Origin of the sequence: Amycolatopsis methanolica 239 (assembly GCF_000739085.1) — a bacterium.
Lineage (GTDB): Bacteria > Actinomycetota > Actinomycetes > Mycobacteriales > Pseudonocardiaceae > Amycolatopsis_E > Amycolatopsis_E methanolica.
Map to the genome: position 1 here is coordinate 4,163,118 of NZ_CP009110.1, position 25,090 is coordinate 4,188,207.

A 25,090-nucleotide genomic window follows, 5' to 3' on the forward strand; every position below is an offset into this window, starting at 1 on the left:
GCTCACCAGCGGTCCCAGTGCAGGACTTCGCGCCGGTCGATGCGCGGCGCGGGCCGGAATTCGGTGCCGAGTGTGAAGGCGAGCGGCACGAGCGCGGCCAGCATGACCTCGTCGTGCGGAACGCCGAGGGCGGCGGCGAGTTCCTTCTCCAGCGGCGCGTGCGCAGTGGTCCAGACCGTTCCGAGGCCGCGGTTGCGCGCGGCGAGCATGAAGCTCCAGACGGCGGGCAGGATCGAGCCCCACGTCATCGCCTGGTCCAGCACCGGCGCGTGGTCGGTGCGGCCCTCCACGGAGGGGATCACGAACGCAGGCACCCGGTGGATGTTGTTTTAGCGGCACTGGGCGCCCTCGCCAATGCGCCGCATCGATCCGGGATGGGCCGTCATGCGGCGCGCTGGGCCTTCCCCGTGACGACCAGGAAGTGCCAGCGCTGGCGGTTGCGTCCGGTCGGGGCCTGGGTGGCGAGGTCGACGCACTCCTCGATGAGGTGGCGCGGCACGGGCCGGGTGAAGTCGAGGCGCTTGCGCACGGCGCGAGTGGTGGACAGGACGTCGTCGGCGGTCAGACCTAGTGTCATCGGCGTCTCCCCGATCGTCTGTAAGCAGATTGTTTGCAACCATACGGTTGCGATTGATCTGCTGTCAAACAATTGGCGAGCAGACGATTCGTGGTAGTGTCCGCGTCATGGCGGCCAGATCAGAGGAGTCCTACTTCCCGCGGCTCGCGGCGGAACGGCTCGACATCGCGCTGTGCCGCGCGTCGGCGTCGGTGGCACGGGCGGCGGAGAAGGCCGCGGGCGAGCAGGGACTGGGGGTCGGGCAGCACCTGGTGCTGAAGATGCTCGCGGCGGTGGGGCCGTGTTCGCAGCAGGTGCTGAGCGAGGAACTGCGGATCGACCGCAGCGTGATGGTCGGCATCGCCGACGACCTGGAGAAGGCCGGCCAGGTCCGGCGGGAGCGGGATCCACGGGACCGGCGGGCGTACGCGGTGACGATCACCGCCGCCGGGCGGCAGGCGCTGGCGAAAGCCGAGGCGGCGACGCCCGGGTTCCTGGACCGGACGTTCGCGGCGCTGTCCGCGGGGGAACGCGATCAGCTGGCGGCGCTGCTCGGGAAGCTGCTGGCCGCGGACTGACCGCGGCGCCGATCACACAGGACCGGCGTCGTTGACTCGGCGCCGGACTTCCTGGGGGCGCCGCGCGGCGGTGATCAGCCGGCCGGGGCGCCCCAAGGCGGCCCCGGTGTCGCGGCTCCCACGCGGCGATGATCAGCTGGCCAGAGCGCCGCAAAGGCGCCCCGGCGTCGCGGCTCGAGTCAGGCAAAGTGGCCAACAGCCCGCGCCAGCACAGCCCGGCCAGCGTCAGTCAGCACCAGGCACCAGCGCAACCCGGCACCACGCGGCGGCGATCAGCCGACAGGCGCCCCGGCGTCGCGGCTGGGATCAGGCGACGTGGCCGACGGCGGGCGCCAGCACGGCCCGGCCGGCCTCGGTCAGCACCGCGGGCACCAGGCGCTCCCCGTCGCCGTCCGGGCGGATGTAGCCGCCGTGGGCGAGGGCGTGCGCGGCCATCTGGTCGCAGCAGGCGACTCCGTCGATGAAAAGGTCCGGTTCGACGCTGGACGACATCACGGCGCGGCCCTGGGCCACCGCTCGCAGCATCGCCATCGCCCGATGGGACAACTCTTCACCTGTACCGGACACCGGGATCTACCCCCTTGCGTCGTCACCTGCTGTTGCCTCTGTTATCGCACACTGGTCCATTAGTGTTAACGACCGGTCCCGCGACACGCCGTCAACCACCCACTGCGGTGACTTCCGGCTCGGGCAGGGCGGGGCCGAGGACGCGCGCCCACTGGCGGATGATCCGGCGCCGCCGGGAGGTGTCGTCGGCGAGGAGGTTCGCCAGGCCCAGCCCGCGGGCCAGGTCGAGGGTCGACTGGACCAGCTCCCGCACCCCGGGCCGCGCCTCGTCGACCCCCAGCAGGTCGACCGCCAGCCGGTGCGCCTCCCGGCCGACCTTGGCCTGCAGCGGCACCAGCACCGCCCGCAGCGACTCGTCGCTGGACGCCGCCACCCACAGGTGCAGCGCGGCGCGGAACATGGGGCCGGTGTAGAGGTTGAGCAGCATGTCGACGACCGGTTCGATGCGGGACCGCCCGGACGGCAGCCCCTCGGCGCCGCGCCGCATCTCGGCGATCTGCACCTCGCCGACGTACTCGACCGCGGCCGTGACGAGGTCCTCCCGCGCCGGGAAGTGGTGCTGGGCGGCCCCGCGCGAGACCCCGGCGCGCTGCGCGATGAGCGCGACGGTGGTGCCGGCCCACCCGACCTCGCCGATGCAGTCCACGGCTGCCTCGATGAGCTTGCGGCGGGTGGTCCGGCTGCGCTCCTGGCGGGGCTCCGGCACGGGTCTTCCTCCTAGTACGACTTCGGGAGACCCAGGGAGTGCTGGGCGACGAAGTTGAGCACCATCTCGCGGCTGACCGGGGCGATCCGGCCGACGCGAACGGCCCCGAGCAGCGTACCCAGCCCGTATTCGGACGCCATGCCGTTGCCGCCGTGGGTCTGGATCGCCTGGTCGACCGCCTTGATCGCGACCTCGGCGCCGGCGTACTTGGCCATGTTCGCCGCCTCGCCCGCCCCGAAGTCGTCGCCGGAGTCGTACAGCGCGGCGGCCTTCTGGGTCATCAGCTTGGCCAGCTCGAGCTCGATCTTGACCTGCGCCAGCGGGTGCGCGATGCCCTGGTGGGTGCCGATCGGCGCGCCCCACACGCTGCGCTCCTTGGCGTACGCCACGCCTTTGTCCAGGGCGTATCGGGCGATGCCGATGGAGAACGACGCGCCCATGATCCGCTCCGGGTTGAGCCCGGCGAACAGTTGCGCCAGCGCCGCGTCCTCGGACCCGACGAGCGCCTCGGCGGGCAGCCGGACGTCGTCGAGGAACAGGCCGAACTGCTTGTCGGCCGAGACGAGGTCCATCTCGATCTGCTTGTACTCGAACCCGGGCGTGCCGGTGGGGACGATGAACAGCGCCGGCTTCAGCTTGCCGGTCTTGGCGTCCTCGGTGCGCCCGACCACGAGCACCGCGTCGGCCTCGTCGACGCCGGAGATGAACACCTTGCGCCCGTTGAGGATCCAGTCGGCGCCGTCCCTGCGAGCCGTCGTCTTGAGACGGTGCGAATTGGACCCGGCGTCGGGTTCGGTGATGGCGAAGGACATCCGCACCTCGCCGGTGGCGAACCGGGGCAGCCACGAGCGCTTCTGCTCGTCGGTGCCGTACCGGGCGATCACGGTGGCGCAGATCGCCGGGGACACCACCATCAGCAGCATCGGCGTGCCCGCGGCGCAGAACTCCTCGCACACCGCCGCGAGGTCGCCGATCCCGGCGCCACCGCCGCCGTACTCCTCGGGCACCGACACGCCGAGGTAGCCCAGCCGCCCGGCCTCGTTCCACAGGTCGCTGGTGTGGCCGCCGCTGCGCGCGACCTTCACGTAGTACTCGTGCCCGTAGGCGCGGGCCAGGTCGCCGACCGCCTTGCGCAGCGCGATCCGCTCTTCGGACTCGACGAAATTCATGCTTGCTCCTTCGGCGTGACGACGGCGAGAACGGTGCCCGGTTCGACCTGCTGCCCCACCGTCACGCGCAGGTCGGTGACCTCGCCGTCGGCGGGCGCGGTGATCCGGTGTTCCATCTTCATGGCTTCCAGCCACAGCAGGGGGTCGCCCGCGGTGACGGTGTCCCCGGCCGCGACGGCGATCCGCAGCACGGTGCCCGGCATCGGCGCGACCAGCGAACCCGCGGCGAGCGCGGCGTCCGGGTCGGTGAACCGAGGCACCGGGACGAGGTCGACGGCGCCAAGCGCGGAGTCGACGCACACCAGCCCGGGGTACCGGCCGACGAGGAACACGCGCCGGACGCCGTCGACGTCGAGCACCACCCGGTCCGGGGTGACCTCCACGACTTCCGCGTCGTCCAGGCGGAGCCCGGGACGGTAGGTGACCCCGACCTCGGTGTCACCGGCGAGGTAGCGCTTGCGCAGCGGAGCGGAGGCCACATTGCGCCACCCGGCGGGCAGCCTGCCGAGGGTCCGCGCCGACACCCGGTTCGCGGCGGCCTCGGCCAGCGCCGCCGCGGTCGCCGACCACCGCACGCCGGCGGCGTCCGCGGCGGGCCGGGACAGGACGTCCAGCCCGTGCCGGTCCAGGAATGCCGTGTCGGTCTTGCCCGCCAGGAACTCCTCGTGCCGGAGCACGTTGACCAGCAGGTCGCGGTTGGTGCGCAACCCGTGGATGCGTGCGCCGGCCAGTGCCCGCGCCAGCCGCCGGGCCGCTTCGGCGCGCGTCGGGGCCCAGGCGATCACCTTGGCGAGCATCGGGTCGTAGTGCACGCCCACGACGGAACCGTCCACCACACCCGCGTCCAGCCGCAGCCCGGCCGCGCCGCCGAGAGCGAATTCGGTGTCCACACCCGGGATCTCGAACCGGTGCAGCGTGCCGCTCTGCGGCTGCCACCCGGCGGCCGGGTCCTCGGCGTACAGCCGCACCTCGATCGCGTGCCCCCGCGACACGGGCGGCTCGGCTGGCAGCCGCTCGCCCTCGGCGATCCGGATCTGCAGAGCCACCAGGTCCAGGCCGGTGACGCATTCGGTGACCGGGTGCTCGACCTGCAGGCGCGTGTTCATCTCCAGGAAGTAGAACCGCCCGTCCGATGTGGCGAGGAACTCGACAGTGCCCGCGCCGACGTAGTCGATCGCCTTCGCGGCCTTGCGCGCGGCGTCGAACAACTCGGCCCGCATCGCGTCGTCGACCAGGGGCGACGGCGCCTCTTCGACGACCTTCTGGTGCCGCCGCTGGATCGAGCACTCCCGCTCCCCCAGCGCCCACACCGTGCCGTGGATGTCGGCGAGCACCTGCACCTCGATGTGCCGCCCGGTCTCCAGGTACCGCTCGCAGAACACCGTCGGGTCACCGAACGCCGACGCGGCCTCCGCGCTCGCGCTCTGCACGGCCTCGGCGAGTTCACCGAGCGTCCGCACCACGCGCATCCCGCGTCCACCGCCACCGGCGGATGCCTTGACCAGCACCGGAAGATCGTCCTCGGTGACCACGGATGGGTCCAGTTCGGACAGCACCGGCACCCCGGCGGCGTCCATCAGGCGCTTGGACTCCACTTTGGAGCCCATGGTCTCGATCGCGGACGGCGGCGGGCCGATCCAGGTGAGGCCGGCGTCGATCACCGCCCGCGCGAACCCGGCGTTCTCGGACAGGAACCCGTAGCCGGGGTGGACGGCGTCCGCGCCCGCCGAGCGTGCCGCCTCGACCAGCAGGTCGGCGCGCAGGTAGGTCTCAGCAGGCGTGCTGCCGGGCAGCCGTACCGCCGCGTCCGCCTCCGCCACGTGCGGGGAGGCTGCGTCGGCGTCGGAGAACACGGCCGTCCGGGCGATGCCCAAAGCCGAGCAGGTGCGGAACACGCGGCGGGCGATCTCCCCGCGGTTGGCGACCAGAACGTTGTCGATCACGTCACTCACATCCGGAAGACGCCGAAGCCGTCGGCGCCCCTGATCGGTCCATTGTGGATGGCGGACAGGCACAGCCCGAGTACGGTCCGGGTGTCCCGCGGGTCGATGATGCCGTCGTCGTAGAGCATGCCGGACAGGAACATCGGCAGCGACTCGGCCTCGATCTGCTGCTCGACCATCGCGCGCATCGCGGCGTCGGCGTCCTCGTCGTAGGGCTGGCCGCGTCCGGCCGCGGCCTGCCGGGCCACGATCGACAGCACACCGGCCAGCTGCGCCGGCCCCATCACCGCCGACTTCGCACTGGGCCAGGCGAACAGGAACCGCGGCCCGTACGCCCGCCCGCACATGCCGTAGTGCCCGGCGCCGTAGGACGCGCCCATCAGCACGGACAGGTGCGGGACCTTCGAGTTGGACACCGCGTTGATCATCATCGCGCCGTGCTTGATGATGCCGCCCTGCTCGTACTCCTTACCGACCATGTAGCCGGTGGTGTTGTGCAGGAACAGCAGCGGCGTGTCGGTCTGGTTGGCCAGCTGGATGAACTGCGTCGCCTTCTGCGACTCCTCGCTGAACAGCACGCCCTGCGCGTTGGCGAGGATGCCGACCGGGTAGCCGTGCAGGCTCGCCCAGCCGGTGACGAGGCTGGTGCCGTAGAGCGGCTTGAACTCGTCGAAGTCGGAGCCGTCGACGACGCGCGCGATCACCTCGCGCGGGTCGAACGGGACCTTCAGGTCCGCGGGCACGATGCCGAGCAGGTCCTCGGCGTCCAGCAGCGGCTCGTCGTAGTCCGGTTTCGGGGACGGCCCCTGCTTGTGCCAGTTCAGCCGCTTGACGATGCTGCGGCCGATGCGGATCGCGTCCTGCTCGTCGTGCGCGAGGTAGTCGGCCAGGCCCGAGGTGCGCGCGTGCATCTCCGCGCCGCCCAGCGACTCGTCGTCGGACTCCTCCCCCGTCGCCATCTTGACCAGCGGCGGGCCGCCGAGGAACACCTTCGCGCGTTCCTTGACCATCACGACGTAGTCGGACATGCCGGGCAGGTAGGCGCCGCCCGCGGTGGAGTTGCCGAACACCAGCGCGATGGTGGGGATGCGCTCGGCCGAGGAGTTCGTCAGGTTGCGGAAGGTGCGCCCGCCCGGGATGAAGATCTCCTTCTGGGTGGGCAGGTCCGCGCCGCCGGACTCGACCAGGTTGATCGTCGGCAGCCGGTTCTCCGCCGCGATCTCCGCCGCCCGCAGGCTCTTCTTCAGCGTGGCCGGGTTGCTGGCGCCGCCCTTCACCGTCGGGTCGTTGGCGACGATCATGCACTCGACGCCTTCCACGACGCCGATGCCGCTGACCACGCTGCCGCCGACGGTGTAGTCGGTGCCCCACGCGGCCAGCGGCGAGAGTTCGAGGAACGGGGAGTCCTCGTCGATCAGCAGCTCGATCCGCTCGCGCGCGAGCAGCTTGCCGCGCTTGCGGTGGCGCGCCACGTACTTCTCGCCGCCACCCGCGATCGCCTTCGCGTGCTCGGCCTCGAGTTCGGCGAGCTTGGCCGCCATCGCCTCCCGGTTGGCCGCGAACTCCGCGCTCCCTGTGTCCACTCCGGACCGGATCACGCTCAAGCCGTGTACCCCAATCGTTTCGCCGCGAGACCCGCCAGGATCTCATTGGTGCCGCCGCCAATGCCGAGGATGCGGACATCGCGGTAGTGCCGTTCCACTTCGGACTCCCGCAGGTAGCCGAGGCCGCCGTGCAGCTGGACCGCCTCGTTGACCACCCACTCGGCCGTCTCGACCGCGGTGTTCTTCGCGAAGCAGGCCTCCGCGATGACCTCCTCACCGGCGACGAACCGCTGCGCGACGTGCCGGGTGTAGACGCGGGCGAGGTCGATCCGCCGGGCCATCTCCACGAGCTTGTGCTGCACCAGCTGGCGGGAGATCAGCGGACGGCCGAACGTCTCCCGCACGCGGCACCACTCCAGCGTCAGGTCCAGCGCGCGCTGGGCGGTCGCGTAGCCCTGCACCGCGAGCGAGAGCCGCTCGGTGACGAAGTGGGTCGCGATCTGGATGAACCCGGTGTTCTCCTCGCCGACCAGGTTCGTCACGGGCACCCGGGCGTCCGCGAACGACAACTCGGCGGTGTCCGAGCAGTGCCAGCCCATCTTCGCCAGCTTGCGACTGACCGTGAACCCCGGCGTGCCGCGCTCGATCACCAGCAGCGAGACCCCGTGGGCGCCCGGGCCGCCGGTGCGGACCGCGGTGGTCACGAAGTCGGCGCGGGTGCCGGAGGTGATGTAGGTCTTGGCGCCGTTGACGACGTAGTGGTCGCCGTCACGGCGCGCGGTCGTGCGGATGCCGGCGACGTCGGAGCCGCCGTCGGGCTCGGTGATCGCCAGCGACCCGATGAGGCGGCCCTCGATCGTCGGCCGCGCCCAGCGTTCGATCTGCTCGGGGTCGCCCGCGGTGACGATGTGCGGCAGTGCGATGCCGTTGGTGAACAGCGACGCGATCAGCCCGCCCGAGCCGCCCGCGTACAGGATCTCCTCGGTGACGGTCATGGCGTCCAGGAAGTCGCCGCCACCGCCGCCGGCGCTCTCCGGGAACGACACCCCGAGCAGGCCGATCTCGCCTGCCTTGCGGTGCAGGTCGCGCGGCAGCTCGCCGGCGCGCTCCCACTCGTCCAGGTGCGGCAGCACCTCCGCCTCGACGAACCGGCGCACGGTCTTGCGCAGCGCGGTCCGCTCGGGCGTGGCGAACGGGTCGGTCACAGCAGCACCTCCGGGATGTCGGCGTGGCGCGAGCGCAGCCACTCGCCGAGCGCCTTGGCCTGCGGGTCGAACCGGGCCTGCGCCGCGACGCCCTGGCCGAGCAGGCCTTCGACGACGAAGTTGAGCGCACGCAGGTTGGTCAGCGCGTACCGGCGGACGGTGAGGTCCGCGGTTTCCGGCAGCAGCCGCTGGAACTCCTCGACGGTCAGGTGGTGCGCGAGCCAGCGCCACGCGTCGTCGGAGCGTGCCCACACGCCGAGGTTGGCGTCGCCGCCCTTGTCGCCGCTGCGGGCGCCGAGGATCGTGCCCAGCGGCACGCGCCGGGCCGGCCCGGCGGGCAGCGGTTCCGGTAGTTCCGGCTCGTCCACTTCGGACAGCGGAAGCGTGTCGGCCGCGGGCGCGATGTCCACCCGGGACCCGTCGGGAAGGACGGCCACGTGCGGCACCTCGGCGGCGTCCACGTAGGCCGCGGTGTAGACGCCGTAGGGCGAGGCGTCCGAGGGCGGCGCGGTGACGTGGAAACCGGGGTAGCTGGCCAGCGCCAGTTCGATCGCCGCGCCGCTGAACGCGCGCCCGGCCACCTTGGGGTCGGCGTCCTTGACCGCGCAGTGCAGCAACGCGCTGGCGCGCTGCTCGGTGTCGGCGTCCTCGTGGTCGGTGCGGGCCAGCGTCCAGCGGATCTCGGCGGGCGGCCGGTCCTTGAGCGCGTCTTCGAGCTGGTCGCGCACCAGCGCCGCCTTGGCCTCGATGTCCAGTCCGGTCAGCACGAACGTGGTCTCGTTGCGGAAGCCGCCGAGGGTGTTCAGGCAGACCTTGAGCGTCGGTGGTGGCGCCTCGCCGCGGGTGCCGGAGATCCGCACCCGGTCTGGGCCGTCCTCGGTCAGCGTCAGCGTGTCGAACCGGGCGGTGACGTCCGGCCCGGCGTAGCGGGCGCCGGCGATCTCGTACAGCAGCTGGGCGGTGACGGTGCCCGCGGTCACCGCTCCCCCGGTGCCCGGGTGCTTGGTGATCACACTGGAGCCGTCGGCGGCGATCTCCGCGATCGGGAAGCCGGGGGTGCCGGTGTCGTGTTCGGTGAAGAACGCGTAGTTGCCGCCGGTGGCCTGGGCGCCGCATTCGATGACGTGCCCGGCGGCGACCGCCCCGGCAAGGGCGTCGTAGTCGTCGCGGGCCCACCCGAAGTGCGCGGCGGCCGGGCCGACGACCAGCGAGGCGTCCGTGACGCGGCCGGTGACGACCACGTCCGCGCCGCGCTCCAGGCACGCGGCGATGCCCCACGCGCCGAGGTAGGCGTTGGCGGTCAGCGGTTTCCCGAGCCCCAGCTCGTCCACTCTGGACAGCAGGTCGTCGCCCTCGACGTGGGCCACGGCGATGTCCAGACCCAGCTCCCCGGCCAGCTCGCGGATCGCAGCGGCCAGTCCGGCCGGGTTGAGGCCGCCCGCGTTGGTGACGATCTGGACGCCGTTCTCCTTGGCCAGCGCGAGGTTGTCCGCCATCTGGCGCTGGAAGGTCTTGGCGTAGCCGCGGCTGGGGTCCTTGAGCCGGTCGCGGCCGAGGATCAGCATGGTCAGCTCGGCGAGGTAGTCCCCGGTCAGCACGTCCAGCGGGCCGCCGGTGAGCATCTCGCGCACGGCGGAGAACCGGTCGCCGTAGAACCCGGAGGCGTTGCCGATGCGCAGCACGTCGCTCATGCGAACTGCCCCGCCTTCCGGCCCGCGCCGGGCGGCCCGGCGAAGGCCTGCGCGATCTCCAGCCACTTCTCGGCGTCCGGCCCGATGGCGACGACGTCGGTGTCGGCCGGGTGCCGCCGCTGCGTGACGACGAGGCAGAACCCGAGCGCGGACCCGGCGACGCGCTGCGCCGCGTCCGCCGGGCCGAACGCCCACTCCTCACCATCCACACCGGACAGCTCGACACGGAACTCCTCTGCGGGCGCCGCGAGTCCGTGCACCGAGAACGCGAAGTTGCGGGTGCGCACGCCGAACCGCGCGATCTGCCACAGCCGCCGCGTCGGCTCCCTCCGCAGGCCGAGCGCGTCGTACACGTCCTGCGCGTGGGCCCAGGTTTCCATCAGCCGTGCGGTCGCCATGGACGCGGCGCTCATCGGCGGCCCATACCACGGCAGCTTCTGCCCGTCGGGCACGCGCGCCAGTTCGCGAGCCAGCTCGTCGCGCCCGGACCGCCACATCGCCAGCAGCTCGTCACGTGGTTTCGTGGCCAGTTGCCGCGCGCCCTGGTCGACGAAGTCGTCCCCCGCGGCCAGCGCCAGCTGCACTTCGGCCGGGAACTCGTCCGGGGTGCGCACCGCGATCAGCGACTTGGCGTCGGTCCACGCGAGGTGCGCGATCTGGTGCGCGATCGTCCAGCCCTTCGCCGGGGTCGGGGTCGACCACTTCGCCTCGCTCACCAGGTCGTCGAGCTCCCGGCTCTCGTCGGCCAGGTCCCGCAGGATCGGTCCGGGGTCCGCCACGCCATCCGCCTCCTCGCGCACGCTTCGCGCCGAGCCTGGCACCACTCCGCGGAAAAATCAAGCACGCTTGATTGTTTTGGCTAGCACGCCACGCCGACACGCCCGCATCTTGGGGTGTCTGGACATAGCGACCCCAAGATGTAGTCTTCGATCACCGGCAGGGTCCGACGGCTGGGGAAGCGAGCGCGGGCCCGTCCGGTACGAGTCGTGCCCACCCCCAGCACGCCGGCGCCCAAGCCGGTGTGCCGATGAAACGCGCCCGAAAACGGAGTGATGCATGTCTGTGGAAACCTCCCCGGCGCCGGCAGCCACGCTGCGGGTGATCCGCCGGGACGGCGAGGCGTCGCCGTTCGACGCGAGCCGGATCTCCGTCGCGCTGACCAAGGCCTTCCTCGCGGCCGAGGGCGACGGGGCCGCCGCGTCGTCGCGGATCCACCACGTCGTGGCCGAGCTGACCGCGCAGGTCGAGGCCTCACTACGCCGCCACGCCACCGGTGACGCCGTGCACCTGGAGCAGATCCAGGACCTGGTGGAGCTGGCGCTGATGCGCGGCGGCCACCACAAGGTCGCCCGCGCATACGTGCTCTACCGCGAGGAGCACGCCAAGGCCCGCGAGACCACGCCGCCACCAGCGGCGATCCGGGTCACGCACCCGGACGGCGAGCTGCGCCCGCTGGACCGCGAGCGCATCGCCCGCGTCGTCGGCGAGGCGGTCGCCGGGATCGCCGACGTCGCGGCCGAGCCCGTGCTGGCCGAGGCCGAGCGCAACCTTTACGACGGAATCAGCGCCGACGAGCTGGCCCTGGCGCTGATCATGGCCGCCCGCACGCTGGTCGAGCGGGAGCCGAACTACTCGGCCGTCACCGCCCGCCTGCTGCTGGACAAGCTGCGTGGCGAGGCGCTGAGCCACCTCGCGGGCGAGCCACGCCAGGCGTCGCAGGCCGAGCTGGACTACCCCGCCTACTTCCGCGGCTACCTGCGCCACGCGATCGAGCTGGAGCTGGTGGACCCGGAACTGGCCCGCTTCGACCTGGACAAGGTCACCGCCGCGATCCGCCCGGAGCGCGACCTGGACTTCGGCTTCCTCGGGCTGCAGACCCTCTACGACCGGTACTTCCTGCACGAGCAGGGCACCCGGTTCGAGCTGCCGCAGGCGTTCTTCCTGCGGGTGGCGATGGGCCTGGCCCTGCGGGAGGACGACCGCGAGGCCCGTGCCGTGGAGTTCTACGACCTGCTGTCCAGCTTCGACTTCATGGCCTCCACGCCGACGCTGTTCAACTCCGGCACCACCCGGGCGCAGCTGTCGTCGTGCTTCCTCACCACGGTCGAGGACAGCCTGGACGCGATCTTCCAGTCCTACAAGAACAACGCGCTGCTGGCGAAGTACTCCGGCGGGCTGGGCAACGACTGGACCCCGGTGCGCGGCCTCGGCGCCCACATCAAGGGCACCAACGGCACCTCTCAGGGCGTGGTGCCGTTCCTGAAGATCGCCAACGACACGGCGGTCGCGGTCAACCAGGGCGGCAAGCGCAAGGGCGCGGCGTGCGCGTACCTGGAGACCTGGCACATCGACGTCGAGGAGTTCCTCGACCTGCGCAAGAACACCGGCGACGACCGGCGCCGCACCCACGACATGAACACCGCCAACTGGGTGCCCGACGAGTTCCTGCGCCGCGTCGAGGCCGACGCGCAGTGGACGCTGTTCTCCCCTGACGAGACCCCGGACCTGCACGACCTCTACGGCAACGCGTTCGCCCAGCGCTACCGCGAGTACGAAGCCGCGGCGGACCGCGGCGAGATCCGCGTGTTCCGCCGGGTGCGGGCGGTCGAGCTGTGGCGGCGGATGCTGACCATGCTGTTCGAGACCGGGCACCCGTGGATCACCTTCAAGGACCCGTGCAACCTGCGCTCGCCGCAGCAGCACGCGGGCGTGGTGCACTCGTCCAACCTGTGCACCGAGATCACGCTGAACACCAGCGCCGACGAGGTCGCGGTGTGCAACCTCGGCTCGGTCAACCTGGCCCGGCACGTCACGGCCGACGGCCTGGACACCGCGAAGCTGGAGCGCACGGTGCGCACGGCGGTGCGGATGCTGGACAACGTCGTGGACATCAACTTCTACACGATCCCGGAGGCGCGCCGGTCCAACCTGCGGCACCGCCCGGTCGGGCTGGGGCTGATGGGCTACCAGGACGCGCTGTTCACGCTCGACCTGCCGGTGGACAGCCCGGAGGCGGTGGAGTTCGCCGACCGCAGCATGGAGCACCTGAGCTACCACGCGATCGCGGCGTCCGCGCAGCTCGCCCAGGAGCGGGGCGCCTACGAGACGTTCGAGGGCTCGCTGTGGAGCCAGGGCGTGCTGCCGCTGGACTCGCTGCGGCTGCTGGCCGAGGCGCGCCAGGGTGACGCGCTGGACGTCGATTCGTCGTCCACTCTGGACTGGGACGCGCTGCGTGAGGTGGTGCGCGGCGGGATGCGCAACTCCAACGTGATGGCGATCGCGCCGACCGCGACGATCTCCAACATCTGCGGGGTCGGGCAGTCGATCGAGCCGCTGTTCCAGAACCTCTACGTCAAGTCGAACATGTCCGGCGACTTCACCGTGGTCAACCCGCACCTGGTCGCGGCGCTGAAGGAGCGCGGGCTGTGGGACGAGGCGATGGTGGCCGACCTGAAGTACTTCGACGGCAGCCTGGCGCAGATCGACCGGGTGCCGGCCGACCTGAAGCGGCTCTACGCGACCGCGTTCGAGATCGACAGCCGCTGGCTGGTGGACGCGGCGTCGCGCCGGCAGAAGTGGATCGACCAGGCCCAGTCGCTCAACCTCTACATCGCCGCGCCGAGCGGCCGCAAACTCGACGAGCTGTACCGGTACGCCTGGCGCAAGGGCCTGAAGACGACCTACTACCTGCGTGCCAAGGCCGCGACAAGCGTGGAGAAGAGCACCCTGCGCGGCACGGACGGCAAGCTCAACGCGGTGCCCGCCGTGCCCACCGCCGTGCCGGAGCCCGAGTTCGCCGCGTGCCGGATCGACGACCCCGATTGCGAGGCCTGCCAGTGAGCACCGTGGAAACCGACGCGACCGGGCTGGGTGCGATCAGCCGCGGCGCGGACCGCGTCAGCGTCGACGACAAGGCGATGATCAACGCCCGCGCCGACGTCAACCAGCTGCTGCCGCTGAAGTACCACTGGGCGTGGGAGAAGTACCTGGCCGGCTGCACGAACCACTGGATGCCCACCGAGGTGGCGATGCAGGCCGACATCGCGCTGTGGAAGTCGCCGGACGGGCTGACCGAGGACGAGCGGCGCATGGTCAAGCGCAACCTCGGGTTCTTCGCCACGGCCGAGTCGCTGGTGGCGAACAACCTGGTGCTGGCGGTGTACCGGCAGATCACCAACCCGGAGTGCCGTCAGTACCTGCTGCGCCAGGCGTTCGAGGAGGCCGTGCACACGCACACCTTCCAGTACATCTGCGAGAGCCTGGGCCTGGACGAGGGCGAGCTGTTCAACGCCTACCGCGAGGTCCCGTCGATCACCGACAAGGACGCGTGGGCGCTGAAGTACACGCGGAACCTGGAGAACCCGGACTTCGCGACCGGCACGGCGGCCGCCGACCAGCACTTCCTGCGTGACCTCGTGGCGTTCTACGTGGTGTTCGAGGGCATGTGGTTCTACACCGGGTTCGCGCAGATCCTGTCGCTGGGGCGGCGCAACAAGATGGTGGGGATCGCCGAGCAGTTCCAGTACATCCTGCGCGACGAGTCGATCCACCTGAACTTCGGCATCGACTGCATCAACCAGATCAAGATCGAGAACCCGCACCTGTGGTCGCCGGAGTTCCAGGCCGAGGTGCGGCAGATGTTGACCGAGGCGTGCGAGCTGGAGGTCGCCTACGCGCGGGACACGATGCCGCGCGGGATGCTCGGGCTGTCGGCGGCGCTGTGCGAGCAGTACCTGCGCTTCATCACCGACCGGCGCGCCCAGCAGCTCGGACTGGCCCCGATCTTCGGCGAGAACGAGAACCCGTTCCCGTGGATGTCGGAGGCGATGGACCTGCGCAAGGAGAAGAACTTCTTCGAGACGCGGGTGACCGAGTACCAGACGGGCGGGTCACTCGCCTGGGACTGAGCGCTCGCTAAATTTCACCCTTGCCGGGAGAGGGGGTGGTGCGGGACTGTGGTGATCAGCCACGTTTTCGCAAGGAGGCGCGATCGTGACCAGTGCCGTCGTCAGGGCGTTCCGGGAACGTGTTCCACCCCTGACCGCCATCCCCCTCCCCCGGGCCGTCGACCGCCGCCTGATGGACCAGCGGTGGCCGGTGCGGGAGCTCGCCACGCCACCCCCGGGCAGCGGGTTGTCGCCGATCGTGGGTGACGCGGGGGCGCCGATCGTCGGGCACGCCATCGAGTCGATGCGGTTCGGGCTGGACTTCGCGCTGCACCGCTTCGAAAAGTACGGGCCGGTGTCGTGGATGGGGGCGTTCGGGCAGCGGATCGTCGTGCTGGCCGGGCCGGACGCCACCCAGACCGCGCTGGTGAACAAGGACAAGGCGTTCTCGCAGGAGGGCTGGCAGTTCTTCATCGAGCGGTTCTTCCACCGCGGGCTGATGCTGCTGGACTTCGAGGAGCACCATCTGCACCGGCGGATCATGCAGGAGGCGTTCACGCGGGACAAGCTCGCCGGCTACATGCGGCAGGCGGCGCCGGTCCTGCGATCCGGTGTGGCAGCCTGGGCGGGTGCCGAGCGGCCGCGGTTGTACTGGCTGCTGAAGAGGCTGACGCTGGACGTCGCGTCGCGGGTGTTCATGGACATGCCGCCGGGCGCGGACGCCGACGCGATCAACCAGGCGTTCGTGGGCACGGTCCGGGCGGCGACGGCGCTGGTGCGGGTGCCGGTGCCGGGCGGCCGGTGGGCGGCGGGCCTGCACGGGCGGCGGGTCCTGGAGCGGTACTTCGCGGAGAAGCTGCCGTCGAAGCGGCGCAGCGAGGGCGCGGACCTGTTCTCGGCGCTGTGCCACGCGCGCGGCGACGACGGGGCCGAGTTCACCGACGACGACGTCGTGAACCACATGATCTTCCTGATGATGGCGGCCCACGACACGGCGACGATCACCAGTTCGGCGGTGGCCTACCACCTGGCGAAGCACTCTTCCTGGCAGGAGCGGGCGCGGGAGGAGTCGCTCGCGCTGGGTGACGAGCTGCCGGACCTCGAGGCGCTGGCGAAGCTGACCACGCTGGACCTGGTGATCAAGGAGGCGCTGCGGCTGACCGCGCCGGTGCCGTCGCTGCCGCGCAAGACGGTGAAGGACACGGAGGTGCTGGGCCACTACATCCCGGCCGGCACGATGTGCAGCGTCTCGCCGAACACCAACCACTACTCGCCGGACCACTGGACGAACCCGCGGGCGTTCGACCCCGAGCGGTTCGCGGAAGGCAGGCGGGAGGACAAGTCGCACCGGTTCGCGTGGATGCCCTTCGGCGGTGGGGCGCACAAGTGCATCGGGATGCACTTCGGGATCAACGAGGTGAAGCTCCTGATGCACGAAATGCTGCGCACGTACCGCTGGTCGGTGCCCGAGGGATACCGCATCAAGTGGGACTACGTGTCGCTGCCGGTGCCGGTGGACGGCCTGACGGTGCGGTTGCAGCGCCTGCGGTGATCGGTGGGCCCGTGGCCGCTACCGGCTGCGCGCCCACAGTCGGCCTTCGGCGTTGGCTGCCCGCCGGCCGACGGTCACGCCGACGCGGCGGCAACTGCCCTTGCCCCCTGGATCAAGCACTACAACACTGAACGCCGCCACAGCGCACTCGGAGGCAAGCCGCCCCTCAGCCGGCTACTACCAACCTGGTGGCCGGGTACATCTAGCGGGTGCGCGCCCGCAGCACTTCCAGCGCCTTGTCGGCGTGCACGGACATCCTCAGTTCGCTCTTGATGACTTCCAGCAGGCGCCGGCCGGTGTCGATGACGAACGTGTGCCGTTTCGTGAGCAGCGGGCCGAACGAGCGCCGCACGCCGAACTTTCTCGCGACCTCGCCCTCGGCGTCCGACAGGAGCGGGTAGTCGAACCCGTGCCGCGCGCTGAACTCCTGCTGCCGCGCCACCGGGTCCGGGCTGATCCCCACCCGCTGCGCCCCGACCTCGGCGAACTCCTTCGCCAGGTCCCGGAAGTGGCAGCTCTCCGCAGTGCAGCCGGGCGTCATCGCCGCCGGGTAGAAAAACAGCACCACCGGCCCGGCCGCCAGGAACCCGCTCAGCGACCGCGGTTCGCCCCGCTCGTCCGGCAGCGTGAAGTCCGGAACGACGTCGCCTGGCTTCACCCGGTCACCGCCGCACCGGTGTGCTGCTCGATGAGCTGGTCCACCTCGTCGCCGGTCGCGGTGTCGGCCACGAACGGTCCGCGGGCCGCGATCACGCCGTGCCGCCGCAGCCGTTCGGCCTGCTCGTGGCTGCGCACACCCTCCGCGCCGATCCGCAGCTTCAGCTCACGCGCCCGCGTCACCAGCTGGTCCAGGTGCCGCGCCGCGACCTCCGGCTCACCGTCGGCGAGCGCGTCGACGACCGGCCCGGACAGGATCACGTGCTGCACCGACAGCTAGTGCCGCGGGATCAGCTCCAGATCGGCCGAGCCCTGCACCGTCAGCACCAGCTTCGCGCCGAGGTCGGCCAGGACGGTGAGCGAGTCGAGCACCTCGCCGCGCGGGTCCAGGATCGACGAGCTGTCCGTGCACAACCGCAGCGCCCTGGCCGGCAGCTCGTTGCGGTCCAGCTGCTCCTTGACCAGCGCGACCAGGTCCGGCTCGATCGCGAGCCGGTTCGGCAGGCGGATGCACACGTCCGGCGCGGCCTCGCCGTAGCGTTCGCGCCAGCGCGCCGTCGCCCGCAACGACTCGGTCAGCAGCCACTTGCCGAGCGGGATCGTCATGCCGGTCGTCTCGGCCAGGGGGAAGAACTCTTCGGCGGGCAGCTCACCCAGCTGCGGGTGGTACCAGCGCAGCCCGGCGTTGACCGCGGCGATCTCGTCGGGCTTGGCCAGCTTCACGGTGGGCTGGTAGATCAGCTCGAACTGCCCGTTCTCCAGCGCGCCGGCGATCTCCGCGCCGAGCCGGTAGCGGGCGCGGTCGCGCGCGTCGAGCTCCGGGTCGAACAGCATCCACTGCGCCTTGCCGGCCTCCTTGGCCCGGTGCAGCGCGATCTCCGCCGCGCGCTCGATGTCCTCGACACCGCCGTCGCGCACGTCTCGCACCACGATCCCGGCGCTCGCACTCACCCCGACGCCGTGCTCGCCGATGTAGATCGGCTCGGCGAGGTCCTCCAGCGCGTCCTCGACGAGACTGATCACTCCCGACGTGGTCAGCTCACCGCGCAGCAGCACGGCGAACCCGTCCCCGGACAGGCGCGCCACCAGCGCGTCATGGCCGGTGAACGCTTCCTTGAGCTTGTTGGCCACGCCGCGCAGCACCGCGTCGCCAACACCGGCGCCGAGCCCGTCGTTGACCACCCTGAACCCGTCGAGGTCCAGGTAGATCAACGCCACCTGACCGCGTGCCGACGGGCCGAGCGCGGACTCCAGCAACGTGCGGAAGCGGGACGCGTTGGACAGGCCGGTGAGCGAGTCGTGGATGCTTTGGTGCCGCAGCGTTTCCTGCAGCATGTGGACCTCGTTGGCGTCGGAGGCCATCAGCACCGGGAAGAGGGTGCCGGGCCGGTCGCCGGGCAGGCGGGTGAGCACGATGTCGGCCCACACCCCCGCGTCGTCGGCGTGGGCGAGGCGGGCCCGGTCGCTGAACTCGTCCAGGTCGGTCTCGGCGAGTTCGGCCAGACCGGCCGCCAGCTTCTCGCGGTCGCGGTTGTCGAAGCCCAGTTCGGTGAGGCGGCGGCCGCGCAGGCGGTCCGGCTTGTGCCCGAGGAGCTTGCCGAGCTCCTTGTTGACCTCGACGATCCGGCCGTCCGGGTCGGCCATCGCGATGCCGACGGGAGCGGTGCTGTAGAGCGTGGTGAAGCGGCGCATGGCGGCGTCGCGGGCCGCTTCGGCCTCGGCGACAGCGGTGCGCGCGAAGTCGTGCAGGAGCTGCGCGAGCTCGTCCGGGGGAAGTGATACTCCGTCCGTGTCAGCCAACCGCGCGGCCCAGCGCCGGGCCACGTCCGCCAACCCTGGTGCGGCACCAGGTTCCGACACGCTCCACCTCTTCCGGAGAACGACAAGGGCCAGGTCAGGCCCGGTCCGGGCGCCGACAAGCCCACCCCGGGCCGGATCCGCCCCGAAGTCATGCCACGCCATCACGCCCGGACAGACTTGTCTACCGGCCGAACGAGTGATGATCAGTGTAGATGTCGTCACTGCTCGTGGTTTTTCGGCTACCGCGTCCCGGCGCGGTCGCCGGTTCTGTTCCACCGCCCGCGACGCCCGGCCGCGGGCGGGCAACTCCCCGTGGCGGTCAGCCCCGCATCCAACCGGCGCCGCGCCGGGCACCGCCCAGCGACGATCCCCCGGGCGCGGTCTTCCGCCACACCGCGACCCGCCCGGTGGCGGCCGTCCCGCCGGGGAGGCGGGTGGGGCGCTCGTCGAGCCGGGTGAAGCCGAGCCGGGCGGGGACGGCACCGCTGCGGTGGTTGGCCACGTCGTGCACGATCTCCACGCGGTTGGCGCCGACCCGGAACGCCTCGTCGGCCAGCAGGCGCGCCGCGCGGGTGGCCCATCCCCGGCCCGTGTAGGCCTTGGCCAGCCAGTAGCCCACTTCGAGCCCGCCACGGCCGATGCGCGCCATCAGCCCGCAGCTGCCCGCGACCGCCCCGTCCGGCCCGACGATCGCGTAGTCGAAGGTCTCCGCCGCGAGCCAGCTTTCCCGGGTCAGCGTCAGGAACTCCCGCGCGTCGCGCTCGGTGTAGCCGTCCACCGCCCACGGCATCCACGGCGCGAGGTGGTCCAGGGACTCGTTGACCAGGCGGTGCAGGAGCTCGGCGTCGCCGGCCCACCACCGGCGCAGCAGGATCACCCCGTCCGAGAGGGTCTCCGCAGGGATCTGCATCCCCCGATCATCCTCGCCGCGGCCGTGGCCCGCACGGGACTTTCCGCCGGGACGCCTCAGCCGATCCCGGCCTCGATGTGGGCGAGGTGCGCGGAGAGGATGGCCTCGAACGCCGCGCCGCGGTCCGCGCCGAGGGGCCGGACGTCGCGGGCGAAGTGCGCCAGGGCGGGGAAGCGTTCGGGGGTCGGCGCCCAGCACCGCGACGCGGAACAGCTCCACACCCTGTTCGTACTCCTCGGGCGTGAGAGTGCCGATCCCGGCGTCGGCGGAGATCAAGGCGGCGAGCAGGACCACGACCCGGTGGTAGCGGGCCGGGATCTCCTCGTCGGGCAGGCCCGACGCCCGCAGTGCCTGCAGCACCTCTTCCATGACCAGCGGCGAACCGGCGCCGCTCGAGGCGTACCGCCCCCAGATCGTGGCGAGCTGCGGGTGCCGGCCGAACGCCTCCCTCAGCCGCAGGGCCAGGGCGGTGATGCGCTGCTTCCAGGAGGTCGGCCGCGCACTGAGCGACCGCACCCGCACCCTGGAACAGCTCGCGGCCGCCCACGAGACGCCGAAGGGGAACAACGAGCGCATCCGCACGACCTGGTTCACCCCCGCCAACGCCGCAGCGCTCACCGGGGCCCTCGACGACTTGCTCGCCGACCTCGGCGGCTCCTAGGTCGTGTCCGGTAAGCCCACGCCGAACGGCAGTGCGTCAGGTCATGATCGCGCTGTCGGGCACCACCGTGTCGTTGCGCAGCGCGTCCCACAGCTGCTTGGACTTCGTCTTGTCCCAGTGCTCCGCCGAGCCGGACGTGACCGGCACCGTCGTGGACAGCACGCCGTCCGAGGAGATGCCCCGCATCGCCCACGCCAGCCCGACCAGGTTGTGCAGGTGGTCGCCCTCGTCCATGGTCAGCGCGTCCGGCGCGGCGCCCAGCAGCGGGAACACGTCGAACGGGTTGAGCAGCGTGCCGGGGCTGGAGATCTGGCTGACCAGCGCGCCGATGAACTTGCGCTGGTTCTCGACGCGGTCCAGGTCCGACCGCGGGGTCGCGTCGCTGTGCCGCATCCGGACGAAGCCGAGCGCCTGCGCGCCGTCGAGTTCCTGGCAGCCGGCCGGGATCGTGATGCCGGTGACGGTGTCGCGCATCTCCTTGTCGACGCACATGTCGACGCCGCCGATCGCGTCGACGATGTTGGCGAACCCGCCGAACCCGATCTCGGCGTAGTGGTCGATGCGCAGCCCGGTGGCCTGCTCGACGGTCTTGACCAGCAGCGGCGCGCCGCCGATCGAGAACGCCGCGTTGATCTTGCTGGTGCCGTGGCCGGGGATGGCGACCTCGGAGTCGCGCGGCAGGCTGACCAGCGTCGGCTTGGTGTCGTTGTCCGGCAGGTGGGCGATCATCATCGTGTCGGTGCGCTGACCGCCGCCGGCGGCCTCGACGTCGCCGGTGACCAGCCGTTGCTCGTCCTCGGCGGTGAGGCCTTCACGGCTGTCCGAGCCGACGATGAGCCAGTTGGTGCCCTCGCCCGCGGCGGGGCGGCCCTCGTAGTCCTCCAGCGCGGCGACCCGGTTGATCGAGAACTCCAGGTACACCCACACGCCGGCGAGGAACAGCACGAACACCGACAGCAGCGTGAGCAGCACCTTGCCGGGGCCGAACCGGCGGCGCGGACGGCGCGCGGCGGGCGGCGGGGGCGGCGGGACGTCGCCGCGGGAGGGCATGGCCCGCGTCGGCGGCGGTCCGGGGCGGCGCGGCGGCGGCTGACGGTAGCCGCCCTCGCGGCCGGGCAACGGCATCATCTGCGCGGGCTGGTGCTGTCGCGGGCCGCGCGGCGGCACGCGCGGCGGGTAGCCACCCTGGTTCGTCACGCCATCACCGTTCCCCGATCGACCGGCCCTAGGACGCCCCTAGTGAACCGCAAACGTCACCGATCAGGACGTGCAGCACCCCGAAAGGGTTGCGCAGCGCTACCCGGGCAGGCGAAGCCGCTGGTCAGGACGCACCGACCAGGCCGTGAGGGAGGCCACACCGGCGGCGTCGAGGGCGAACTCGCGGGCCAGCCGGTTCCACACCCCCGGCCGGTACAGCATGGCGTGCCCCTCGGACATGACCTCGATCCGCACCACACGCCGTGCGACCGCCTGGGCGCGCTCCGCGTAGGCGAAGGACTCCGCGGGCCGGGTGATGCGGTCACGCGTGCCGTGGGCGATGACGACCGTCTTGCCCGTCACCGGTTCCACCGGCTCGCCGATCGGGGTCCATGGGGCCAGCGCCAGCACCGACCGCACTTCCGGCTCGTCGGCGACCCGCAACGCGACGCGGCCGCCCATCGAATGCCCGGCGAGGAACACCGGGACGTCCGGCCGCTCGGCCCGGATCCGCCGCAGCGCCCACCGCGCGTCGGCCACCGGGTGCAGGTCGGGGTCGTTCCACCCGCGCACGCGGTTGCGCAGCAGCCGCACCTCCACCCCGTGCGGCGCCCCGGCCCGCAGGATCTGCCGCGCCAGCGGCACCATCCGCAGGTAGGCCAGTCCCCACGGCCGCACCACGTTGAGGCCGTTCTCGGCGCCCCCGTGCAGGACGAGCACGACCGCCCGCACCGGTCCGCGGGCACGCCAGGTCGTCAGCACCGGATCGCTCACACCAGGAGCCAACACCGCGCCCGGTGCGATTCTTCCGCCGACCACCCGCACGGGGTGGTCCGCCGCCTAGGGTCGGGCGCATGATCAACGATCTGGTCGCCGGCGCGCTGCAGCGGGCCGGCGAACGCAACGGCAGGGAGATCGAGCGGGCCGCCGCGCTGGTGCTGGGTGCGGTGCGGGCGGACGCGCTGGTGTTTACCGCAGGCGCCGGGCACTCGCTGGCGTCGGTCGCCGAGACCTTCTACCGCGCGGGCGGCCTGGCCTGCGTGTATCCGCTGTACCACCCGGACCTGCTGCCGCTGCACGGCGCCGCGGCCAGCACGGCGGCGGAGCGGCGGTCCGGCCTGGCCGCGGAGGTGCTGGCCGAGCGCGCGCCCGGGCGGGCCGACGTGGTGTTCGTGTTCTCCAACTCCGGCGTCAACCCCTACCCGGTGGAGCTGGCCGAGGCCGCCCGCGCGGCGGGGGCGCCGGTGGTGGCGGTGACCTCGCGGGCGTCGGTCGAGGCGGCGCCGCGCCGCTCGCACAGCACCCTGCTGGAGCAGGCCGACGTCGTGCTCGACACCGGTGTCCGCCCGGGCGACGCCGCCTTCCCCGCGGACGACCCGCGCACGGTGGCGCTGTCCTCGCTGCTCAACGTGTTCCTGTGGAACGAGGTGCTGGCGCACGTCTTCGACACGGCCCGCCAGGACGGCGTCGAGGTGCCGCTGTGGCGCAGCTCGAACGTCGAGGGCGGCGACGCGGCCAACGCCACGCTGCTGGACCACTACCGCCCGCGGGTGCCCGCCCTCCGTTAGGCCGCCGCGGCGGGCTCCTCGGCGAACTGGGTGTGGTAAAGGTCGGCGTAGCGGCCGTTCACGGCGAGCAGCTCCTCGTGGGTGCCGCGTTCGACGATGCGCCCGGCCTCGACCACCAGGATCTGGTCGGCCGCCCGCACGGTGGACAACCGGTGCGCGATGACCAGCGCGGTTCGGCCCTCCAGCGCGTGCGACAGGGCCTCGCTGACCGCCGCCTCGGACTCCGAGTCCAGGTGCGCGGTCGCCTCGTCCAGCACGATCACCCGCGGGTGCGCCAGCAGCAGCCGCGCGATGGTCAGCCGCTGCCGTTCACCGCCGGAGAGCCGGTAGCCGCGCTCCCCCACCAGCGTGTCCAGCCCGTCGGGCAGGCTGCGGACCAGCTCGGCGAGCCGCGCTCGCTCCAGCGCGTCCCAGATCTCCTCCTCCGCGACACCCGGCCGCGCGTACTCCAGGTTGGCGCGGATGGTGTCGTGGAACAGATGCCCGTCCTGGGTGACCACGCCGACAGTGTCCCGGATCGCGGCGAAGGCCAGGTCGCGGACGTCCACATCGGACAGCCGGATGGCGCCGGAGTCGACGTCGTAGAGGCGCGGCAGCAGCGACGCGATCGTCGACTTGCCCGCACCGGACGAGCCGACCAGCGCGACCATCTGCCCCGGTTCGGCACGGAAGCTGATCCCGTGCAGGACCTCCTCGCCGCCGCGGGTGTCCAGTGTGGACACCTCCTCCAGCGAGGCGAGCGAGTACTTGTCGGCGGCCGGGTAGGCGAAGCGGACGTCGTCGAACTCGACCGACACGCCACCCTCCGGCACGGTGCGGGCGTCCGGCTTCTCGGTGATCATCGGATCCAGGTCGAGCACCTCGAAGACCCGCTCGAACGACACCAGCGCGGTCATCACGTCCACGCGGACGTTGGCCAGCGCGGTCAGCGGGCTGTAGAGCCTGGTCAGCAGCAGCGCGAGGGCGACGACGGTGCCCGGGGCGAGCTGCCCGCGGATCGCCAGCCAGCCGCCGAGCCCGTAGACCAGGGCCGTCGCGAGGGCCGAGACCAGGGTCAGGCTGGTCATGAACCAGCGGGTCAGCATCGCGGTCCGCACGCCGATGTCCCGCACGCGGCCGGCGCGGGCGCCGAAGTCCTCGACCTCCCGCTTCGGCCGCCCGAACAGCTTGACCAGCGTCGCGCCCGGCGCGGAGAACCGCTCGGTCATCTGGGTGGTCATCCCGGCGTTGAGCTGGGCCGACTCGCGCTGCAGGTCGGCCATCCGGCGGCCGATGCGGCGCGCGGGGAGCACGAACACCGGCAGCAGCACCAGCGCCAGCAGCGTCACCTGCCAGGACAGGGTGACCATGACCGCGAGCGAGAGCACCAGCTGGATCACGTTCGTGACCAGGCCGGACAGGGTCGCCGTGAACGTGCGCTGCGCGCCGATCACGTCGTTGTTCAGGCGGCTGACCAGCGCGCCGGTGCGGGTGCGGGTGAAGAACGCGATCGGCATGCGCTGCACGTGCTCGAACACCGCGCGGCGCAGGTCGTAGATCAGTCCCTCGCCGATGCGGGCGGACAGCCAGCGTTCGACGAGCCCGAACCCGGCGTCGGCGATCGCCAGCCCGGCCACGACGACGGCAAGCAGGACGACCAGGCCGGCGTCCTTGCCGCCGACGATGGTGTCGACCACCTTGCCCGCCAGTACCGGCGTGCTCACCGCGATCACCGCCGACACCACGGTCAGCGCCAGGAAAACCAGCAGGCTGCGCCAGTACGGGCGGGCGAAGCGCGTGACCCGCCGCACGGTTCCGGGCGCGAGGCCCTTCGGCGTGTTCGCCGCGCGCATCGCCGAACTCATCAACGACCAGGTGTTGTCCACGCCGCCCACCCTAAAAGTTCGACATTACTTGATGT

General features: G+C 71.7%; 21 protein-coding genes and 3 pseudogenes. 6 read left to right on the forward strand and 18 right to left on the reverse strand.

What is annotated here, in order from left to right:
- Window positions 1-2: 2 nt before the first annotated feature.
- Together AMETH_RS40535 and AMETH_RS40540 are read right to left on the reverse strand one after the other, a co-directional pair.
- Window positions 3-314, reverse strand: coding sequence for a nitroreductase family protein (locus tag AMETH_RS40535; protein WP_223842882.1), 312 nt, complete (start codon window positions 312-314; stop codon window positions 3-5).
- Between the two features lie 68 nt (window positions 315-382).
- The gene (locus AMETH_RS40540) at window positions 383-577 is read right to left on the reverse strand and encodes a nitroreductase family protein (RefSeq protein ID WP_223842883.1); all 195 of its coding nucleotides are present in this window, start codon (window positions 575-577) and stop codon (window positions 383-385) included.
- 107 nt (window positions 578-684) lie between these two features.
- On the opposite strand from AMETH_RS40540, the gene AMETH_RS20205 reads away from it, so the two are divergent.
- Window positions 685-1,134: a MarR family winged helix-turn-helix transcriptional regulator gene (locus AMETH_RS20205; protein WP_017982966.1), complete on the forward strand. Its 450-nt coding sequence runs from the start codon at window positions 685-687 to the stop codon at window positions 1,132-1,134.
- Between the two features lie 306 nt (window positions 1,135-1,440).
- Here AMETH_RS20205 and AMETH_RS20210 read toward each other — a convergent pair whose 3' ends face one another.
- From AMETH_RS20210 to AMETH_RS20245, 8 genes are all read right to left on the reverse strand, one after another.
- Window positions 1,441-1,665: a hypothetical protein gene (locus AMETH_RS20210; protein WP_017982967.1), complete on the reverse strand. Its 225-nt coding sequence runs from the start codon at window positions 1,663-1,665 to the stop codon at window positions 1,441-1,443.
- Between the two features lie 127 nt (window positions 1,666-1,792).
- The gene (locus AMETH_RS20215) at window positions 1,793-2,407 is read right to left on the reverse strand and encodes a TetR/AcrR family transcriptional regulator (RefSeq protein WP_017982968.1); all 615 of its coding nucleotides are present in this window, start codon (window positions 2,405-2,407) and stop codon (window positions 1,793-1,795) included.
- 11 nt (window positions 2,408-2,418) lie between these two features.
- Window positions 2,419-3,576 carry an acyl-CoA dehydrogenase family protein gene (locus AMETH_RS20220; protein ID WP_017982969.1) on the reverse strand — a complete coding sequence of 386 codons (1,158 nt, stop codon included), beginning with the start codon at window positions 3,574-3,576 and terminating at the stop codon, window positions 2,419-2,421.
- Window positions 3,573-5,519 carry an acetyl/propionyl/methylcrotonyl-CoA carboxylase subunit alpha gene (locus tag AMETH_RS20225; RefSeq protein ID WP_017982970.1) on the reverse strand — a complete coding sequence of 649 codons (1,947 nt, stop codon included), beginning with the start codon at window positions 5,517-5,519 and terminating at the stop codon, window positions 3,573-3,575. Before AMETH_RS20225 ends, AMETH_RS20220 begins: the two co-directional genes overlap by 4 nt.
- A 5-nt stretch (window positions 5,520-5,524) precedes the next feature.
- Window positions 5,525-7,123 carry an acyl-CoA carboxylase subunit beta gene (locus tag AMETH_RS20230; protein ID WP_026153193.1) on the reverse strand — a complete coding sequence of 533 codons (1,599 nt, stop codon included), beginning with the start codon at window positions 7,121-7,123 and terminating at the stop codon, window positions 5,525-5,527.
- Window positions 7,120-8,268 carry an acyl-CoA dehydrogenase family protein gene (locus AMETH_RS20235; RefSeq protein ID WP_017982972.1) on the reverse strand — a complete coding sequence of 383 codons (1,149 nt, stop codon included), beginning with the start codon at window positions 8,266-8,268 and terminating at the stop codon, window positions 7,120-7,122. Before AMETH_RS20235 ends, AMETH_RS20230 begins: the two co-directional genes overlap by 4 nt.
- A complete protein-coding gene (locus tag AMETH_RS20240) occupies window positions 8,265-9,959 on the reverse strand; it encodes an acyclic terpene utilization AtuA family protein (RefSeq protein WP_017982973.1) in 1,695 nt (564 codons plus the stop codon). The genes AMETH_RS20235 and AMETH_RS20240 overlap by 4 nt, the downstream gene beginning before the upstream one ends.
- Window positions 9,956-10,738: a TIGR03084 family metal-binding protein gene (locus tag AMETH_RS20245; protein ID WP_026153194.1), complete on the reverse strand. Its 783-nt coding sequence runs from the start codon at window positions 10,736-10,738 to the stop codon at window positions 9,956-9,958. Before AMETH_RS20245 ends, AMETH_RS20240 begins: the two co-directional genes overlap by 4 nt.
- A 277-nt stretch (window positions 10,739-11,015) precedes the next feature.
- Here AMETH_RS20245 and AMETH_RS39285 point away from each other — a divergent pair, with 277 nt between their 5' ends.
- From AMETH_RS39285 to AMETH_RS38110, 4 genes and pseudogenes are all read left to right on the forward strand, one after another.
- Window positions 11,016-13,799: a ribonucleoside-diphosphate reductase subunit alpha gene (locus AMETH_RS39285; RefSeq protein WP_026153195.1), complete on the forward strand. Its 2,784-nt coding sequence runs from the start codon at window positions 11,016-11,018 to the stop codon at window positions 13,797-13,799.
- Window positions 13,796-14,866: a ribonucleotide-diphosphate reductase subunit beta gene (locus tag AMETH_RS20255; RefSeq protein ID WP_017982976.1), complete on the forward strand. Its 1,071-nt coding sequence runs from the start codon at window positions 13,796-13,798 to the stop codon at window positions 14,864-14,866. Before AMETH_RS39285 ends, AMETH_RS20255 begins: the two co-directional genes overlap by 4 nt.
- An 85-nt stretch (window positions 14,867-14,951) precedes the next feature.
- Window positions 14,952-16,397 (forward strand): cytochrome P450, encoded by a 1,446-nt coding sequence (locus tag AMETH_RS20260; protein WP_017982977.1) that lies wholly within the window; start codon window positions 14,952-14,954, stop codon window positions 16,395-16,397.
- A gap of 90 nt (window positions 16,398-16,487) precedes the next feature.
- Window positions 16,488-16,586 (forward strand): annotated as a pseudogene (locus AMETH_RS38110) (integrase core domain-containing protein); the annotation flags it as partial.
- Window positions 16,587-16,599: 13 nt separating this feature from the next.
- Here AMETH_RS38110 and AMETH_RS20265 read toward each other — a convergent pair.
- From AMETH_RS20265 to AMETH_RS20290, 7 genes and pseudogenes are all read right to left on the reverse strand, one after another.
- Entirely contained in the window at window positions 16,600-17,055 is a 456-nt protein-coding gene (locus AMETH_RS20265; protein ID WP_017982978.1) for a peroxiredoxin, read from the reverse strand.
- A pseudogene (locus tag AMETH_RS20270) lies at window positions 17,052-18,878 on the reverse strand (EAL domain-containing protein). The gene AMETH_RS20265 and the pseudogene AMETH_RS20270 overlap by 4 nt, the downstream one beginning before the upstream one ends.
- A 295-nt stretch (window positions 18,879-19,173) precedes the next feature.
- Complete coding sequence (locus AMETH_RS20275; protein WP_017982981.1) at window positions 19,174-19,764, reverse strand: GNAT family N-acetyltransferase; 591 nt, start codon at window positions 19,762-19,764, stop codon at window positions 19,174-19,176.
- 56 nt (window positions 19,765-19,820) lie between these two features.
- Complete coding sequence (locus AMETH_RS40545) at window positions 19,821-19,985, reverse strand: hypothetical protein (RefSeq protein WP_223843293.1); 165 nt, start codon at window positions 19,983-19,985, stop codon at window positions 19,821-19,823.
- A gap of 154 nt (window positions 19,986-20,139) precedes the next feature.
- Window positions 20,140-20,340: pseudogene (locus tag AMETH_RS40550) on the reverse strand (hypothetical protein); the annotation flags it as partial.
- A 121-nt stretch (window positions 20,341-20,461) separates the two neighbouring features.
- A complete protein-coding gene (locus tag AMETH_RS20285) occupies window positions 20,462-21,622 on the reverse strand; it encodes an LCP family protein (protein WP_017982983.1) in 1,161 nt (386 codons plus the stop codon).
- 99 nt (window positions 21,623-21,721) lie between these two features.
- Window positions 21,722-22,396: an alpha/beta hydrolase gene (locus tag AMETH_RS20290; protein WP_017982984.1), complete on the reverse strand. Its 675-nt coding sequence runs from the start codon at window positions 22,394-22,396 to the stop codon at window positions 21,722-21,724.
- A gap of 80 nt (window positions 22,397-22,476) precedes the next feature.
- Between AMETH_RS20290 and AMETH_RS20295 the strand changes: the two genes are divergently transcribed.
- Entirely contained in the window at window positions 22,477-23,190 is a 714-nt protein-coding gene (locus tag AMETH_RS20295) for a sugar isomerase domain-containing protein (RefSeq protein WP_017982985.1), read from the forward strand.
- Here the strand turns inward: AMETH_RS20295 and AMETH_RS20300 are convergent.
- On the reverse strand, window positions 23,187-25,055 hold the full coding sequence (locus AMETH_RS20300) for an ABC transporter ATP-binding protein (RefSeq protein ID WP_026153197.1): 1,869 nt from the start codon (window positions 25,053-25,055) through the stop codon (window positions 23,187-23,189). The genes AMETH_RS20295 and AMETH_RS20300 overlap by 4 nt on opposite strands.
- Window positions 25,056-25,090 lie beyond the last annotated feature (35 nt).